Origin of the sequence: Cyanobacterium sp. T60_A2020_053 (assembly GCA_015272165.1) — a bacterium.
Lineage (GTDB): Bacteria > Cyanobacteriota > Cyanobacteriia > Cyanobacteriales > Cyanobacteriaceae > Cyanobacterium.
In genome coordinates this window covers 39,816-56,331 of the sequence record JACYMF010000018.1, presented here as the reverse complement: position 1 = coordinate 56,331, position 16,516 = coordinate 39,816, and the positions used below count along the sequence as shown (strand labels likewise).

The window sequence follows — 16,516 nt, the reverse complement described above, 5'->3', positions numbered from 1 at the left end:
AAATCAAGAAGGGGGGAAATAAATAAGGGTGTCGCTATCCTTCCCCAATCCGCTTTGCTGAGATTGGGGACTGTCGCAACGAACGTTCAATTAAAGAGGGTTTTTGACTTAGAACAAGGGGCTTAAACCCCTTATCTGCCGATATAGAACTAACTGGCAATCATTTCTGGTTGCGCCATCACGGCAGAATGTTCGCTATTTTGAGTATTAGTTAAATACTCTTGTAACTGTGCCGTAATTTGATTTTTAACAATTTCCCGGTATTCCAAGAAATGCTCATTATGAGCGCAAAGAGTTAAATAATGCTCCCACACTCCCGGATTATGTTTAATAATGCTAAACAAATGATGCCAAAATTTCCAGCGCGTGTCCCGTTTAATACCTTGTCGCCAAATCACCACCATTAGCGCCCTCAAATCCACCAGCGCCGGTAGTTTTGCAGGAGGATGGGCGACGGGCGCACCCAATTTGAGGAAACAACGATAATTACGATCTAAATACTGATGAGGATCATAAAGTTGCCAAAACGCATCCACATATTCTTGAGCAATATCTTCCACGGGGCGAGTGGGGATAAAATTCATCAATGTAGTTTGATTGATATTACCATCCTTACCATGTCTCAAGCGCCCTTCCCGCTCCAAACGATGCCATAGTGCAGTATTAGGAAGAGCCTGTAACATCGCAAAAGTAGTGGTAGGAATGCCCACCTGCTCCGCAAAACGCACAATGCGATCACCAGCGCCCTTCTTCTCCCCATCAAAACCAATGATAAAACCAGCCATGGGGCGCAAACCCTTACGAATAATCTTATCAACAGAATCAGCCAGAGAACTACGGGTATTTTGGAATTTCATAGTTAACTGTAAACTATCCTCATCGGGAGTTTCAATGCCCAAAAATACCGCATCAAAATAACAGGCAACCATCAAATCTATCAACTCGTCATCATCGGCTAAATCCACAGAAGCCTCAGTATTGAAGCGGAAAGGATATTGATATTTTTCCTGCCAATCTTTCAGCGCCCTCAACAATAACTTAACATTGCGCTTATTACCGATGAAATTATCATCCACCATAAACACACTACGGCGCCATCCCAACTCATAAAGATAATCTAACTCTTTCAGTAACTGCTCAGGGGTTTTCGTGCGCGGTTTACGACCGTATAACACAATAATATCGCAAAACTCACATTGGAAAGGACAACCCCTCGAAAACTGCACCGACATCGAATCATAAGCATCTAACTCTAACAAATCATAACGAGGCACAGGAGTGATGGTAACATCTGGTTTTTCGGTGGTGCGGAAAACCCCGTCGGTTGCACCGTTGGTAAATGCTTCCACAAACATCGGAATAGTAATTTCCCCCTCATCCAGAATGAGAAAATCCGTTCCAGCTTGTTCTAACTCGTGAGGTACAGAAGTAGGATAAGGACCACCCACGGCAACTAATTTACCCCGTTGTTTAGCTTCTTTTATTTGCTCAATTAAATCATCCTTCTGCACAATCATTCCTGACATGATGACAATATCAGCCCATGCCCATTCTGCCTCGGTAGCCGGGCGAATATTGCGATCCACCAGTTTAAATTCCCACTCTTGAGGTAAAATCGCCGCCACCGTTACTAAGCCCAAAGGAGGCAATAAAACTTTGCGATCAACTAATTCTAAAATCTTTTCATAAGACCAAAAAGTCGGGGGAAAAATGGGATAAATTAATAAAGCCTTCATGGTCAGAGTATTTTATAGCGAGATGTTTATTTAAACTTAACTTTAACCTAAAAAAATCTAAATGATTTATGTAAATATAATTTGAGATCAAATTTTCGGTGCTGTAAAGGTATCAGGTGTTAGGTATTAGGTGAAATAAAGGTGTCAGGTATCAGGTGTTAGGTATTAGGTGAAATAAGTGCAAAAAATAGCCTTTTTTCTCTAAAAATACTGTATTTTTCCATCCCCATCAAAAATTATTGATACAAATGAGCAATTTATGAAAAATAACTATTTGGCTTAATTCTTTAATTTATAAGCATTACACCTGAAACCCGCAACCTATTAACCTTTGCCCTTTTAACTTGTGATTAGTTGCTCGACAATGCGCCCCAAACCCACAGAATTAGAGGCTTTAAACAAAATGCGATCCCCTGCTCTCATCTCTTGTTGTAATCGTGCTAATAATTGATTATGATTTTGATAAATTTCCGTATTTATACCCACAGCGCCCTCCGCCATTTTTTCTGTTGCCGGTTCATCGGCTAAAATTAACAGTAAATCAAGATTTAACTCCCTCACCATTTCCCCCACCTGATAATGTAATTGCGGTGCAAAATCTCCTAACTCCTTCATTGTCCCCAATACGGCAAGGTGACGGGCGCCCTTCGTCTGCTTTAACAACTTAAGAGAAGCAATCATCGACTCAAAACCAGCATTATAAGTCTCATCCAACAAAATAATATCATTACCAACATTGATTGATCTTGCCCTCCCCTTCGGCAACACCACCTCAACCCCATCCCGTAAAGGTTTCTCGTCCAAACCCAACACCTGCACCACTCCTAAAGCCGATAAATAATTTAAAGCATGATGGTCTCCTTGCAAGGGTAACGGGTATATTTGACCATTTACTTCAATTTTATCATTTTCAACGATTTGACCTTTTAAATCGCCATTTTCCAAGCCATAGGTAACGGTTTTACCCTGCCATACCATCCCTGCCGTTTTCATCAATAAAGCATTATCACCATTGAGAATTGCCACACCATCAGGGCGTAAATTAGCCAATAACTCGCACTTCGCTTCTGCAATAGCCTCCCGTGAGCCTAATAAGCCGATGTGCGCCGTGCCAACATTAGTAATAATCGCCACCGTAGGGTCAGCAATTTCCGTCAACAAAGCAATTTCACCCCTAGCGCGCATCGCCATTTCAATCACAGCAAAATCATGACTTTCATCTATTTCCAAAAGAGTTTTTGGCACACCAATTTCATTATTAAAATTAGCAGTAGTTTTTAACACCCTACCTTGAGTATTTAACACCGCACTAATTAACTCCTTCGTGCTAGTTTTACCTACAGAACCAGTAATGCCAATCACAGGAATATTAAATTGTTGTCGCCATGCTTGTGCTATTTTTTGATAAGCTAGTAAAGTATTTTTTACCCTTAAAATACTAACATTAGCAATATCTTCAATTTCTCCATCATAATCATAATCAATAATTAGAGCAGATGCACTCAAATTAATAGCATCACTTAAAAACTGATGTCCGTCAAACTTTTCTCCTCGTAAAGCTAAGAAAATTTGACCTTTTTTTAAGGTTCGACTATCGGTACTAATCCCTTGCCAAGGTTTAACTAAAATATCACTATTTACATTACTAACCTTAGCATCAGTAATTTTACGGATATAATCTAAATTAAAAGTCACTTTCATCAAAAAATAATAATAAAATTAAGTAATTTAACTGATAAATTAATAAACAGTTAAGGGTACAATTTGGGTAATTTAACAGAGAAAAAAGTACAGCAGTTGGCTTACAATGAAATGTAGAAGAAAAAATTAAATCCTCGATACACCATATCATGAACTGCCGTGAACACCCCATCTGTCGCCAGACTACAATTCAATCAACATAATAACAGTGAACAATATCTTTTTGATCACTTGTTGAATTGTGTTAAAACCGAGTCTCCCGAAGCGATGATCGAAAGATTCGATCGTTTGTTTGTGCAAGTTCAAGGTTACGATGACCCAAAAGTGCTAGAAACCCTAGTTAGAATTTTTGATAATAAACAATTAAACGGCAAATTTCCCCTCATTTTAAATCGTTGCTGTCATATTTTAGTTAATCGTTGGCAAATTTCCCCTCAAACTCAAGGATATATCGTTGATTTAGTTGACATATTTGATTACATCCCCAGAAGTTTGCACCGTGGCTATGTGCGTACCTTTGCCGAAAAATTAAGACAGGGAGTAAGAGAATTTGTTGATAGTGAATATTACAAACAGTTAAAACGTTTAGCTACTATTATTGGTGAAGGTAAAAAAAGAAATCAAGAGAAAAAAGAGGAAGTAGTTGGTAATTTGATTACTCGCTATCCTTACCTGTATGATCATTGTTTACTAGGAGTTGATAGTAGTAAAGAACAACAACAAACAGTTTATACAGTAAAACAGCAATTAGAGAAAAAATTTGAGTCTAATTTATCTCGTTTTGTCACCTATCAAGTCAGAGTAGCCCAAAAAATTAAAGAAAATGATCAAGAAGGCAGTCGCATTATCACGCCAGTAGAAAATCCTACACTGTTAAGTAATCGTGATTTGGGCAGAAGTCTAAAACATTATGTTGGCACCGTAGAAAATGGTTATTCTTATCAAGATTTATCCCGTAGTTTTATTACCCATACTGATGATGTGAAAAATTATCAGTCATTTAAAGATGATTTGTATGAATATATTACTCAATCCATTGACGGAAAATATGGGAAAAATTCTTTTAACAAGAAAATTTATGATAGATTACAAGGAATGTATGCTGATCATAACTATAAAAAACCTGATGAGTTTTTAAAAATGCGTACCTATACTCAACTGTTTAATTATATGATTGTGGACAGCGCCCACCACCCCAACCACATGATTTTCATGGACATGGTGAGTAATATGGGTACAACGAAAACTATAGGGGTATTTTTAAAGTTAGTTTTAACCTGTAGTAAAGTGAAACCCTACTTGGAAAAAAGATTTTCAATTTTGTTCAATCATTATGAATCTTTCACTAAAGATGGAGCGATGTGGTTAGTAAAAAGTTTAGAAAAAGTTAACGTTGCTTTTAGTGTAAATTTTGGTCGTCTTGATTTATCATTTCTGCGTCGCATCTATGCTAAGAATTAAAATATACCAATTTTTCTTCTCCCTTATGGGGTGGCGCGCGCCAAACCACAGACTTAATAACTGATAAAATTTACTTCATCAAGTAAAATAAATTAAGAGCAATCATCTAAAATCTAGGGAAATTTTATCATGAGTACACTAACGGACAACGACTTGAGAGAGTTAAAAGATTTAATCAAATCTTTGGATGATAAATTTAATAATATAAGATAAATATTGCCACCATTAAGACTGCAATTAACTCTATCAATCACAATTTAAAAGAAACTTAAACAAAAGATTAGATAACCTTGACTTTATCGCTAGGACTCTAATTTGTGGTATTATTTGAGGCTTACTTGGGGGTTAGCTAAAATGCTTTACCTCAATTTATCTAGTAAAATGTAGCAAAACTGTTGACAATTGATTCAACAGCGCCCTCCCCTTAAATTATTAAATTGCCTCAATGGTTTATCATCTCAGAATTGCCGATTTACCCCTCAATGAGCGCCCCAGAGAAAGACTTTTAGAAGTGGGAGCAAAAAACCTTACCACCGCCGAATTAATAGCCCTTTTGTTAGGTACAGGGCAGGGAAAAGGAAAATTATCTGCGGTGGGTTTAGCTCAATATATCCTCAATCAATTAAGCGAAAATCAGCGAGACCCTTTAGACGTATTACGAGAAATTTCACCCATAGAGTTAATGAATATTCCCGGCATTGGACCAGCAAAAGCCACAACTATTTTAGCCGGAGTAGAATTAGGAAAAAGAACCTTTCAATTTCGTCCCAGCGCCCGTGCCATTATCGATAGCCCTCAGTCTGCGGCGGCGGCGTTTAGCCATGAATTAATGTGGCAATCACAAGAAAGATTTGCGGTATTATTTTTAGACAGTAAAAATAGTTTAATTAGCACCCAAATTATTACCGTAGGCATCATCAATGAAACCCTAGTGCATCCGAGGGAAGTATTCAGAGAAGCTATCCGCCAATCAGCTACTAATATCATCATCGCCCATAATCACCCTTCGGGAAACCTTGAGCCTTCTCCTGAAGATATGCAACTGACGAAACAATTATTAAGCGCCTCTGAAATTATTGGCATTCCTATTTTAGATCATCTTATTATCGGTAACGGTAATCACCACAGTATGAGAGAAAATTGTGATCTTTGGGAATAATTGACAGTGGATAAGGGGTCAAAATTTTTATAAATCAAAGATTTTAACATCATAGACTTTTCCAACAATTAGGATTTTTTGCACTGTGAAACAGGCATCTTGCCTGTACTTTTTTGCAAAGGTGTTAATATTTTATTCATAACTACCTAAAAACCCATTAGCTTTGATCAGTTTCTCTCTACATATCATTAAAAGTCATGAACAAATACACTAATCTTTTCCTTACCCTTATCCTTATTTGTCAGGTTATTATCATGGTGGAATTAGCACCTGTTAATGCCCATAACCCTCTCACTGATGTAAATATTAAGCAGGTGGGCGGTCAAACAGTATTTCGTAATTTACCTGTCGAAGTTAAGTAGTTATTATGATAAAATAAATGTAATAAAGTCTGAATAAATGCCATGCAAATAATCATTAACTTACCTGATGAAGTGACAGCAAAAATGGAACGTAAATGGGGTAATTTATCCCAAAAAGTATTAAATAGTTTAGCCTTAGAGTCCTACCAAAATCAACTTATAACTACTACTGAACTTAGAAAAATACTGAATCTTTCTTCTACTTTAGAAGTTCATCAATTTCTTAAAGAATCTGGTATTTATCTTAATTATGATGATGAAGAATTAAGTCATGATTTTAATACAGTTAGTCAACTCAGAAAAAGATGATTATTATTTCTGATACTTCACCACTATGTTATTTAATTTTGATTGATTGCATTGATGTTCTACCTAAGCTATACGGTCAAGTCATTGTTACTAAAACAGTTTATCAAGAATTAACAGCATTTGGAACTCCAGAAAAAGTCAAAAAATGGTGTCAGAATCTACTAGAGTGGCTAATAATACATAGTATTGATGATAACTATGATTTAGAACTAGAACAACTGGATGCAGGGGAAAAATCAGCAATCATTTTAGCAGAACAAATATCGGCAGATTTAATTATTTTAGATGAAAAGTTTGCTAGAAAAATAGCTAAAAGTCGAGGATTAAATATTATTGGTTTATTAGGTATCCTTTATGATGCTTGTTTGGCTAAACTTATTAAACCGAGTAAATTCCAAGAATTACAACAAACTAATTTCTTTGTTTCACCTCAATTAATAGAAGATATTTTAAACAAAATTGATCATGCAAATGTCTGAAACTATGGACATCAACAGCGCCCACCAAACCATCAATCAACTTAGGCAACAACTGCAATCAATCAACTCTACCCCTGTGCAACTACAGGTAAAGCAGATTAACCTGATACAGAAGCAGTTAAGACTACTGAAAAAAGAAATTAACTTGGTCATTCGGGAAATTAACCAGAATGCCACCCAAGCTACCCCTGACAGTATCATGTCCGTAGGACTAGACATTTTGGGAAAGCGTAAACTAGCCGGACAACTGAGACAGTCCACCAGAAGGGCAATTCAAGCAGAAAAGGTCGCCCTCCGACAACCTTACCTTGACCTCAAAGCTGATATTGACAGCGCCCTCCTCCTTGGCGATCAACTAAAACTACAGATAGAGCAGATGAATTATTAATAAGAAAGTATGCTATTCTTATTGCTGGAAAATGTTGAAAAAATGGTTAATCAAATTATCATCGACACTGGACAGATAGCTAAACAGTTATTTCTACCTCACTGGTTTTGGGCAATGGTCATTATGGCTATTAATTTTTTTGGCTTTTCGTATTGCTTATAAAAATAAGTCTGCATAAATGGGTGAGATTTCCCTGATAAATAAGTAGAAGAATTTTAATTCTTTAGTACAAATTAGTAAATAGGCTTAATTATGTTAGAGTCAGAAATGAAACAAATCAAGGATTATTTTGATTTTTGCAATACTCATTTAAAAGAAAATCAAGAGCAAAAAAGGCAATATTATTGTGAGAGATTAGAAAAAGTTTTGCAACTCACTATTCAGTTTTTTAAGAAGTATGATGTTCCTCATGACCACTGTTTTAATTTTGTTAATGCTGGAAAATATGTGCATATATTTCTATTAATAAGAGATGATGAAAATACAGAGTGGAAAATTAATGCAGGAAATAAAGCTAACAGTTTTGGTGAAGGTCTTACTACAGAAGAATTAGTTAACTATTGTTGGAATGAGCAAGTAGAAATGAAAAACTTAATTAATAATTTATTCAGCTATATCAAGCAATTAATGTCAAAAAAGAAGGAGAGAATGAGTAAGGATGTCGATAAATATAATTCAGAAGTCAGTTGCTTTAATGAAGCTATTAAAAATTTACAAGAATTAATTGAGATTGATATTCCAGAGGACATCAAAAACAAATAATCTAATAAACCACTAAATTATCAACATCAGAGGTTAGAGACAATAAAAGTCGGGGAAGGATGGCTTAGTTTCTGGGTAGTCATCTACAACCTGACTCTTTTTTATCCATATCATATTAATTTCAATTCGAGATAAAATCTGAAGATGACAAAAAACACTATAGTGAATTAGTCAAGAAAATTTTATCTAAGAAAATTTTATTATGAAAGTTAGTACCTCTTTTACAGCATTGGGAGTTAAACTCGTTGGGTTAGTGATGTTAATTTCATCCCTCATTGATTTTATTTTTCTCATGATTCCTCCTAATCTACAAAATCGCAGTTGGCAAATTACGGTGACTAATAGTTTAGTAGATCGTGGTGTTGTACCCTTATTAGGCATAACCTTGTTAATTTTGGGATGGTGGATGAGTGATAATGCTTCATCTTCTGGTAAACCGATTCCTGCTATCAGATTACCTATTTTTATTGTATCTAGTCTGTTAGGTTTGATGTTTTTATTACTTGTACCGCTCCATTTGAGTAATGTTAGTACCGCTAGTGGTGAGGCACTGTCACAAATTGAGCAAGAATTTAGCCAACAAGAAGGGCAAATTCAAGGGTTTTTAGAACAACTTGATTCTATCGCTAAAGACCCTAAACAGTTACAACAAGAAATTAGCCAGAGAAATGAGGTTATCGATGCTGGGGGTGTCATTGAAGGCAGAAGATTAAATCAACAGCAGGTAGATAATATCATTTCTCAACGGGATCAATTACAGCAGTTGTTAGATTTGTCACAGAAACCTGAGGAGTTACAAGTTAGGCTAGAAGAGGCAAGAGATCGATTACAAACTCAGTTAAGCACTTTACGGCGAGAGCAAACCCAAGGTACTCAAACCGAAGCATTAAAACAAACTCTCCGCACTGGCATTAGTAGTTTTCTATTAGCTATGGCTTATATTGTCCTTGGTTGGTTTGGTATTCAAGGGATGACGGGCGCTGGTGCTAAGGCTAAATCTAGTTAGGTGGTGCTGAAAAAGTATTTTGGTGAGGGTAATTGACAATGGACAATGGACAATGGACAATGGATAATTCACAATTCATTATCTTCCCTTTTCCCTACCAACACCTAAAATACTTTTCATTTACTGATACGTTTATGCAGAATAAAACGGCATATACCGTAATAAACTGCAATAGCATTTGAGTAAAATACTCAAAAGGAGGTATCCCTCAAAGCCTTAAAAAATATTTTTAAGACACTTATGTTATCTGATTTAACAGACTGCTTCACCCACGGAAGCGTTAATAGTATTACTATCCTATTTTTGTAAGGTACTTCCCCAAAAGGGGCAACCAAAATCTCCCTTTATCGTACATCAAATATTACTTTTCTGAAACCGAAATCGAATACTTTCACAAACTTTTTATTTATTTGTCCTTTTATGTCATTTTAGATCCGTTTATATAGAAAATCTAAGATTTAGTAAATCTCCTAATTAATGTTTAAAATAACTAACAAAAAATTATCGCCTCTCTCTATTCACATTCGGTATGGGGTGACGGGCGCTGTCTTATCCCCCATTATCGGTTCATTTTTATATGGTTATACCAATCATCATTCCCCTTTTAAGTGTCTAATTTTGAGCTTTACGGGTATTCCTTGCCCTAGTTGTGGTTTAACTCGCTCTTTTATTGCTCTTGCTCAAGGAAAAATTATTCTTTCTCTACAAAAACATCTTTTTGGACTTCCTTTATTTTTATTTTTCCTGTTAACTACTATACATTTATTTTTAGAAATTATTAGCAAAAAAAAGGTCAATAGTCAAGTATATACTTGGTTAAGTAATAAAAAGATACAATGCTTGATTTTAATAAGTTTAGTGGTCTATTATGGGGGTAAATTGTTAATTCTCTATCATGATGGCACTTTAGTCACTGATTTTGAGATGTCACCGTTAGGAAATTTAATTAGCCAAAAATAATTTTAATGTCTCTAATATTTATTAAGTAAAAAAATGAGTGGATTTAATGCTTCAGAGGTAAATGGAAAGAAACTAGCTGCTGGGATTTGTGGAATCCTCATCGGTGTTTTTGGGGTACATAAATTTCTTTTAGGTTACAACCAAGAAGGACTTATTATGTTGTTAGTGAGTATTTTGAGTTGTGGGTTCGCTTCCCCTATTATCGGTATTATTGGTTTAGTGGAGGGGATTATTTATCTCACGAAAAGTGATGAAGAATTTTATAATCTTTATATTGTTAACAAACAAGGATGGTTTTAATTAACCGTGAAAATAATTACCACTAAAAACCTCAAAACTAAATTTATTTTAATGATTTTGGGGTTAGGATATTTTACTTTTTTTTCTAGTTTAGATATTTCTCCTTTTTTGAAAGGATATGTAACAATTATTCCCTTACAATTATTAACATTAGCTTTCTTTTTTTATCGTTTTTACCTGCATAAACAGTCTCGTTAATACAACAATGATGATAGAGTGAGGTGGAGGGCGCTGGATTTTTGGGTAATTGTTTTCAATTTAGCTAATATTTTTCTAAAGGGCAATTTCTACTAATACTTGAGAAAAAATTAAGTTTTTAATTTTTTCGGTATCTTCAGGATTAATGGCGATTTTAACTTCAATTACTCTAGCATCTACGCTGGCAGCTGGATCGGTTTCCAAAACGTCTTTTTTACCAATTTTACTGCTAATCTCCATCACTTCGCCGTTAATGGCATCAGAAAAACTGTTATTTTCGCTAGTGATAACAGCGCCCTTCCCCGTAGTAATTTGACTAATGTCACTTTCATACACCTCAGCAATAACTAACATTTCATCCAAGTTAGCCATTTCTACCACCCCTTGAGAGTTTTCGATAATTTCCCCTTCCTTTGCCATTACTTCGATAATTGTACCGCTGACGGGCGCTCGTATTTGAGTTAATTCCAACTCTACTTCTGCTTGTTTAATGGCGGATTGCGCCCTTCCCACTTGCGCTTGCGCTTGGGCAACATCTACCGTGCGAATTTCCTGAATTTCATCTAGTCGAGCTTCTGCTTCATTAATTTGTTTTAATAAAGTATTGCTATTTTGCTGAGTTTGTGCCTCGATTTCTTTCATTTCTGCCGTCAAAGTATCAACAGTTTTTTGATAACTGGCTTCTGATTCTTGGAAGCGTTTTTGTGCCGTCTCAAAATTTAATTGACGGGCATCAAAATCAGACTCAGAGATTACCCCTTCTTGGGATAGTTGACGATAACGGTTTAATTCACTTTGGCTATTATTTAATTCTGCTTTGAGGCGCGCTACGGTAGCTTGTCTTTCTCGTTTTTCTGATGTAATTTGAGCTTGTAACCTGTCGATGCGCGCTTGATCAATTTCCTGCTGTGCCTCTATTTGTGCCTGTAATCTTTCCACCGTAGCGATTTGAGCGTTAATTTGTCCTTGCTTTGCCCCCGCTTGAATTATTGCCAAGTTTGCCTCTGCCACTCTTAATTCTTGTTTCGCTTGATTCAACTGCGCTTCTTTACTGTCATAATCCGTAGTGACGGCAATTAAATCCCCTTGCGCTACTACATCTCCTTGAGATACCAACAGGGTTTTAACTTTCGCTCCAGCCATACTAGGAGAGGCTGCAACTCTGATAATTTCACTTTTTGGTTCGATCCTTCCTAAAGCGCTGACGGCTTTTATTGGAGCTACAGGGGGAGGTGTTTCTTCATTGACGGCAGTGTTTCCTCCTCGTTGTAAGGTATAAACAGTGGTACCAATGAGGGCAACTACAGCAAGAGAAACAGAGATGATTATCCAATTTTTACCTTGATTGATCAACAGGGGAGGGCGCTTGGTCATAGTTTCGCAGATTATTGTTAATTTATATTAACTTACTAACTTTAGTTTATCATCAATATCTCATTATCAAGCATTTTAGTTGACTGATGGGTGAATTGAATATTATTTAACTCTCATAAAAATTCTCCCCTTGACACATTTAATAATAGTAACAATAATGACCTTTTATATTAATGTTTTAAATCTAAAGCATAGGAAATTGTTTTGTTAGTTTTTACATCTAAACTAGCTAAACTTTCTCCTAATTGTTTTTGTATATCATTAGTTAAACTAACTTCAAAATTTAACTCAAGTTTTTCTTGATTAATCAAATTCACTAAATCAATAATTTGTGCTTTTATACTTTCTCTTTCATTAATTTTTAGCTTTAAATATTGATTTTCTTGAAGATTATTTTCTAACATTCTGCCCGTAATCAATTCCTTTAAGCATTTTCTCTCTGACTCTACCATTTTAAATTGATCTTCTAAAGAAATATATCTTTGTGTTAACTCCTCTAATGATTGTTCACTAAATTTTACGTTTATACTATGGTTTAAATTCATTAAATTATGATAAATTTGTGCTAAATATACACAATCCATTTTTGCATATTCTAACTGTTGACGTTGTAATGGTCTAGCACCCCAATCACTCCCTTGCTCTTCTTTACCAATATTTTTAAATTCTGTAAAATATTCAGTTAAACTTTTTAAAGAATAACTATTTACAGGTAAAAAACAGTAAGGAATTTTCTTCGCAAACTGGAAAGTGCAAAAAATATTTTTTGCTTTCTCTTTACCTAATAAACGTAAATCATATTGTGCATTATGAAAAACTTTAGTTATCTTTTCATCTAACATAATATTATCAATAAAAAAATCGATAATATTTTGTTGATCTAATACATCTAACATATAAGTTTTATCACCATCAAGATTACTGCTATCAGCTAATACTTGAATAAGAGATAAACGAGGTTTTTTAGTTTTATAGTCAGCTACTTCTGTATCGACCCAAAGTATAGTATCATTTTTAAGTTCAAGGATAACTTTTTCAATATCTTTTTGATTGGTTAAATAAATCATTTTGGCTCTCTTACTTTGAGTATTATAAATTATTAGTTGGTATAAGGCAAAGGGCAAGGGGCAAAAGGCAAAGGAAATTATTAATGTTATAAATGATAAGATTTATATTTTTAGAATAACATGAAGTTTATCAAACAAGCGTTTGAGCAATTATTTCCTATTAGTTTGTCATAACCACTGTAGAAGAGCCAAAAATATTAATTCTAAATTCTACATTCTAAATTCTACATTCTCCTCACCAAAAGACTTTTTCAGCAACCCCTAATTATCTAAACCAGCGCCCCAGCACCACTTTTCTACATAACGATGATAATAATATTTTTGTTCTACGGTCATTTTATCTTCCCACATTGCCAAAGATTTTGCCAGAGGATACAAACCAGTATAAAGCCCTAAATTAACATAATGGCGAAACCAATCGAGGAAAGTTGGTAAACCGACTTGGGGTAATAAAGGTAAAACCAACAAGGGATTAACGAGGGGGAGAGTTTTTGATAATCCGGAAAATTGTACGACATCCTGTAGAAAAGGTTTTAAGACGTCATCTCCTAAACCATCCATGACTTTAAATACACCACTCATTAAGTCATTAATTTGCTGAGGTGAGGCTTGTTTTTCAATCCCAACACTCATGGTTTTCTGAAATAACCAAGTTACGGAAATATTGGGTTGATAGGGTTGAATTAAGGCTAAATCTCTTTGTTGTAAGGAATCTGTGGCTAAGGCTTCACTAATACCGGCGGTGAGGCGTGGTAAATGACGCACCAGCGCCCCAAACCCCCCAAAACTAACGGGTGATTGACTTCCACTACTATCACCGATGGCTAAAAGGCGATGAAAAGGAATTTTTAAGGGGCTAGGATTGTAAGCAGGGAAAAAACCACAAAGAAAGCGTTTGATATTGATGTCGTTTAAGTCGATGTTTTGATATTCAGGTAAAAGGCGGAAATATTCTTGGGTTAAGGTGGTTAAGCTAATTCTTTCGGGATGCGCGTCAAGGTAGGTAAATAGGTAGGTTGTGCGCCCGTCTTTGGCGGGAAATGCTTCCCAGAAGTATTGACATTGATTTTGAATTGGTGTAAAAGTAACGATTAAATCCCCTGTTTCATTCTGTTTAAAACCTTCGCCACAACTGCCCACTACTAAACAAACTCCATCAGGTTTTTTGTCATTTCTAATCTGTTTGGCAATGGGGGAAAAATGTCCCATACTATCAATTAATAATCTAGTATTAAAGCTATTTTGATTAGTTTTAACGATGACGCTATCATCATTTATAGTTGCTGACTGAAAAGCTGTATTTTCTAAAATTTTTCCACCTAATAACAAAAATTTTTGCTTGATTTTTTCTATTAGTAATCTAGGGCTAACGCCAATATTTAAAACATCCTTTACCCATAGCTCATAACCTTGATCAAAACTAACTCTGGCTGGATTATATTCAGTAAAAATAACCTCTTCTAATTCTCTTTCGGTTAATAAGTCAAGATTGATAAATGTTGCTAGTTCTGCTCTGGAAATATTCCATTCTTGTTCTCTTCCTTGTAATATGCCTCTTTCAATAACAGCAACTCGATAGTTTTTTTGTTGTAAGGTGGTAGCGATAAAAATTCCTAATGTGCCTCCACAAATAATCACATCAAAATCATAGTTATTATTCGTTTCTTTTTGTGTGGTAATTACTGAAGTGGATGAATCTGAATTTTCTTTTAATTTTGACCATAATTGATCTACTTTGCTAAGGATTTTTTGATCTTTTTGCGATAGTTTAGTAATCATAAATAGTTGCTCTAATATAGTAGAATTATAATGAAACAATAGAACGTGATTTCAATTTTAAATATTTAAGAAAATTGGTAGGATATTTCTTTATTATTTCTCTTTACGATTTATAATTTTTTTAAATACTATTTTTTGTCTTTTTTTCTGTTCTCTATAATCATACAGTAATACCTTTTAATGGTGGGGGGCGCTGGTGTTTTAAGTAAAAGTAACAACAGAAACCAGCCTAATAAATTCAAAACAACTTTTTTTGGTATATTAGTAATAACTCCAAAAAGTAGAAACCATAAGAATTACCATGAAAGTGAATATTAACCCCCAAGCCATCAAAGCTGGAGGAAGTTTAAGTTTTTTTGAGAAATATTTAACCGTTTGGGTTTTTATCTGTATCGTTATGGGTATCGGTTTAGGGAGAGTATTTCCTGATGTGGCTCAAACCCTCGATAGTATGAGTATTTATAACGTATCCATTCCCATTGCTATCTGTTTATTTTTCATGATGTATCCCATCATGGTGAAAATCGATTTTTCTCGTGCCAAAGAAGCCATTAAAACCCCAAAACCAGTAATACTTACCCTCGTAATTAATTGGTTAGTCAAACCTTTTACGATGGTGATTTTTGCTCAATTTTTCCTCAATAATTTATTTGGTAAATTTTTAGCTGACACTGAAATCATCAGAGGGGTAGAAGTAACTTTATCAGATTCTTATATCGCTGGTTGTATTTTATTAGGTCTCGCTCCTTGTACCGCTATGGTGTTAATGTGGGGTTATCTTTCCTACGGTAATCAAGGGCACACCCTCGTTATGGTGGCGGTTAATTCCTTGGCAATGTTGTTTTTTTATGCACCGTTGGGGCAATGGTTATTATCAGCAAATAATTTAATTGTACCTTGGCAAACCATCGTTTTTTCCGTATTAATTTATGTGGGTTTGCCTTTACTGGTTGGGGTATTAAGTCGTTATTGGATTTTTAAATATAAAGGCAGACAATGGTTTGAATCAGTATTTTTGCATTATCTTTCTCCCATTGCTGTGGTTGCTTTGCTTATCACCTTGATTTTATTATTTGCTTTTAAAGGGGAATTAATTGTTAATAATCCTCTTCATATCCTTTTAATTGCTGTACCTTTATTTATACAAACTAACTTTATTTTTTTGATTAGTTATGTAGTTGCTTTAAAAATGAACTTATCTTACGAAGATTCAGCTCCTGTAGCCCTTGTCGCAGCGAGTAATCATTTTGAAGTAGCTATTGCTACCGCCGTAATACTCTTTGGCTTAAATTCGGGTGCTGCTTTAGCCACTGTGGTGGGGGTATTAATTGAAGTACCTGTGATGTTAATGCTAGTAGAAGTTTGTAAAAAAACTGCCCCTTGGTTTAGACGAGAGCCGGAAAAAGCCACTTTATTAGACCCTCGATGTATAGATAATTGACAATGGATAATGTATAGTTAGGGGTTGCTGAAAA

At 35.1% G+C, this 16,516-nt stretch carries 18 protein-coding genes; 13 read left to right on the top strand and 5 right to left on the bottom strand.

Annotation, left to right across the window (positions count from 1 at the left end; all coding sequences use genetic code 11):
- Positions 1–149: 149 nt before the first annotated feature.
- Both IGQ45_03125 and IGQ45_03120 read right to left on the bottom strand, forming a co-directional pair.
- The gene (locus IGQ45_03125; protein MBF2056219.1) at positions 150–1,736 is read right to left on the bottom strand and encodes a DUF4070 domain-containing protein; all 1,587 of its coding nucleotides are present in this window, start codon (positions 1,734–1,736) and stop codon (positions 150–152) included.
- A gap of 339 nt (positions 1,737–2,075) precedes the next feature.
- A complete protein-coding gene (locus IGQ45_03120; GenBank protein ID MBF2056218.1) occupies positions 2,076–3,437 on the bottom strand; it encodes a UDP-N-acetylmuramoyl-tripeptide--D-alanyl-D-alanine ligase in 1,362 nt (453 codons plus the stop codon).
- A 159-nt stretch (positions 3,438–3,596) separates the two neighbouring features.
- Between IGQ45_03120 and IGQ45_03115 the strand changes: the two genes are divergently transcribed.
- The 12 genes from IGQ45_03115 (at position 3,597) to IGQ45_03060 (ending at position 10,821) form a co-directional block, all read left to right on the top strand.
- Positions 3,597–4,898, top strand: coding sequence for a hypothetical protein (locus tag IGQ45_03115; GenBank protein ID MBF2056217.1), 1,302 nt, complete (start codon positions 3,597–3,599; stop codon positions 4,896–4,898).
- A gap of 445 nt (positions 4,899–5,343) precedes the next feature.
- Positions 5,344–6,057, top strand: coding sequence for a DNA repair protein RadC (radC, locus tag IGQ45_03110; protein MBF2056216.1), 714 nt, complete (start codon positions 5,344–5,346; stop codon positions 6,055–6,057).
- A gap of 197 nt (positions 6,058–6,254) precedes the next feature.
- On the top strand, positions 6,255–6,419 hold the full coding sequence (locus IGQ45_03105) for a hypothetical protein (GenBank protein ID MBF2056215.1): 165 nt from the start codon (positions 6,255–6,257) through the stop codon (positions 6,417–6,419).
- A gap of 42 nt (positions 6,420–6,461) precedes the next feature.
- The gene (locus tag IGQ45_03100) at positions 6,462–6,728 is read left to right on the top strand and encodes a UPF0175 family protein (protein MBF2056214.1); all 267 of its coding nucleotides are present in this window, start codon (positions 6,462–6,464) and stop codon (positions 6,726–6,728) included.
- A complete protein-coding gene (locus IGQ45_03095) occupies positions 6,725–7,207 on the top strand; it encodes a DUF3368 domain-containing protein (GenBank protein ID MBF2056213.1) in 483 nt (160 codons plus the stop codon). The genes IGQ45_03100 and IGQ45_03095 overlap by 4 nt, the downstream gene beginning before the upstream one ends.
- Complete coding sequence (locus IGQ45_03090; GenBank protein ID MBF2056212.1) at positions 7,194–7,595, top strand: hypothetical protein; 402 nt, start codon at positions 7,194–7,196, stop codon at positions 7,593–7,595. The genes IGQ45_03095 and IGQ45_03090 overlap by 14 nt, the downstream gene beginning before the upstream one ends.
- A gap of 9 nt (positions 7,596–7,604) precedes the next feature.
- Positions 7,605–7,757, top strand: coding sequence for a hypothetical protein (locus IGQ45_03085; GenBank protein MBF2056211.1), 153 nt, complete (start codon positions 7,605–7,607; stop codon positions 7,755–7,757).
- A 90-nt stretch (positions 7,758–7,847) separates the two neighbouring features.
- Complete coding sequence (locus IGQ45_03080) at positions 7,848–8,357, top strand: hypothetical protein (GenBank protein ID MBF2056210.1); 510 nt, start codon at positions 7,848–7,850, stop codon at positions 8,355–8,357.
- Positions 8,358–8,559: 202 nt separating this feature from the next.
- Positions 8,560–9,363 carry a hypothetical protein gene (locus IGQ45_03075; protein ID MBF2056209.1) on the top strand — a complete coding sequence of 268 codons (804 nt, stop codon included), beginning with the start codon at positions 8,560–8,562 and terminating at the stop codon, positions 9,361–9,363.
- Between the two features lie 477 nt (positions 9,364–9,840).
- Complete coding sequence (locus tag IGQ45_03070; protein ID MBF2056208.1) at positions 9,841–10,323, top strand: DUF2752 domain-containing protein; 483 nt, start codon at positions 9,841–9,843, stop codon at positions 10,321–10,323.
- Between the two features lie 33 nt (positions 10,324–10,356).
- On the top strand, positions 10,357–10,623 hold the full coding sequence (locus tag IGQ45_03065; protein ID MBF2056207.1) for a TM2 domain-containing protein: 267 nt from the start codon (positions 10,357–10,359) through the stop codon (positions 10,621–10,623).
- A gap of 6 nt (positions 10,624–10,629) precedes the next feature.
- Positions 10,630–10,821, top strand: a complete 192-nt coding sequence (locus IGQ45_03060) for a hypothetical protein (protein MBF2056206.1) — start codon at positions 10,630–10,632, stop codon at positions 10,819–10,821.
- Positions 10,822–10,896: 75 nt separating this feature from the next.
- Here the strand turns inward: IGQ45_03060 and IGQ45_03055 are convergent, their stop codons facing one another.
- The 3 genes from IGQ45_03055 to IGQ45_03045 all read right to left on the bottom strand — a co-directional run bounded on the left by IGQ45_03055 (position 10,897) and on the right by IGQ45_03045 (position 15,041).
- The gene (locus IGQ45_03055; protein MBF2056205.1) at positions 10,897–12,195 is read right to left on the bottom strand and encodes an HlyD family efflux transporter periplasmic adaptor subunit; all 1,299 of its coding nucleotides are present in this window, start codon (positions 12,193–12,195) and stop codon (positions 10,897–10,899) included.
- Between the two features lie 170 nt (positions 12,196–12,365).
- Positions 12,366–13,259 (bottom strand): 3'-5' exonuclease, encoded by an 894-nt coding sequence (locus IGQ45_03050; GenBank protein ID MBF2056204.1) that lies wholly within the window; start codon positions 13,257–13,259, stop codon positions 12,366–12,368.
- 264 nt (positions 13,260–13,523) lie between these two features.
- Positions 13,524–15,041: an FAD-binding oxidoreductase gene (locus IGQ45_03045; GenBank protein ID MBF2056203.1), complete on the bottom strand. Its 1,518-nt coding sequence runs from the start codon at positions 15,039–15,041 to the stop codon at positions 13,524–13,526.
- A gap of 301 nt (positions 15,042–15,342) precedes the next feature.
- On the opposite strand from IGQ45_03045, the gene arsB reads away from it, so the two are divergent.
- Positions 15,343–16,482, top strand: coding sequence for an ACR3 family arsenite efflux transporter (gene arsB, locus IGQ45_03040; GenBank protein MBF2056202.1), 1,140 nt, complete (start codon positions 15,343–15,345; stop codon positions 16,480–16,482).
- Positions 16,483–16,516 lie beyond the last annotated feature (34 nt).

Excerpts from the sequence above, each read along its gene's own strand:
- IGQ45_03105 (MBF2056215.1), top strand. The coding sequence starts at position 6,255 with ATGAACAAATACACTAATCTTTTCCTTACCCTTATCCTTATTTGTCAG.
- radC (MBF2056216.1), top strand. The coding sequence starts at position 5,344 with ATGGTTTATCATCTCAGAATTGCCGATTTACCCCTCAATGAGCGCCCC.
- arsB (MBF2056202.1), top strand. The coding sequence starts at position 15,343 with ATGAAAGTGAATATTAACCCCCAAGCCATCAAAGCTGGAGGAAGTTTA.
- IGQ45_03125 (MBF2056219.1), bottom strand. The coding sequence starts at position 1,736 with ATGAAGGCTTTATTAATTTATCCCATTTTTCCCCCGACTTTTTGGTCT.
- IGQ45_03045 (MBF2056203.1), bottom strand. The coding sequence starts at position 15,041 with ATGATTACTAAACTATCGCAAAAAGATCAAAAAATCCTTAGCAAAGTA.
- IGQ45_03095 (MBF2056213.1), top strand. The coding sequence starts at position 6,725 with ATGATTATTATTTCTGATACTTCACCACTATGTTATTTAATTTTGATT.
- IGQ45_03055 (MBF2056205.1), bottom strand. The coding sequence starts at position 12,195 with ATGACCAAGCGCCCTCCCCTGTTGATCAATCAAGGTAAAAATTGGATA.
- IGQ45_03085 (MBF2056211.1), top strand. The coding sequence starts at position 7,605 with ATGCTATTCTTATTGCTGGAAAATGTTGAAAAAATGGTTAATCAAATT.
- IGQ45_03120 (MBF2056218.1), bottom strand. The coding sequence starts at position 3,437 with ATGAAAGTGACTTTTAATTTAGATTATATCCGTAAAATTACTGATGCT.
- IGQ45_03065 (MBF2056207.1), top strand. The coding sequence starts at position 10,357 with ATGAGTGGATTTAATGCTTCAGAGGTAAATGGAAAGAAACTAGCTGCT.
- IGQ45_03070 (MBF2056208.1), top strand. The coding sequence starts at position 9,841 with ATGTTTAAAATAACTAACAAAAAATTATCGCCTCTCTCTATTCACATT.
- IGQ45_03075 (MBF2056209.1), top strand. The coding sequence starts at position 8,560 with ATGAAAGTTAGTACCTCTTTTACAGCATTGGGAGTTAAACTCGTTGGG.
- IGQ45_03100 (MBF2056214.1), top strand. The coding sequence starts at position 6,462 with ATGCAAATAATCATTAACTTACCTGATGAAGTGACAGCAAAAATGGAA.
- IGQ45_03090 (MBF2056212.1), top strand. The coding sequence starts at position 7,194 with ATGCAAATGTCTGAAACTATGGACATCAACAGCGCCCACCAAACCATC.
- IGQ45_03080 (MBF2056210.1), top strand. The coding sequence starts at position 7,848 with ATGTTAGAGTCAGAAATGAAACAAATCAAGGATTATTTTGATTTTTGC.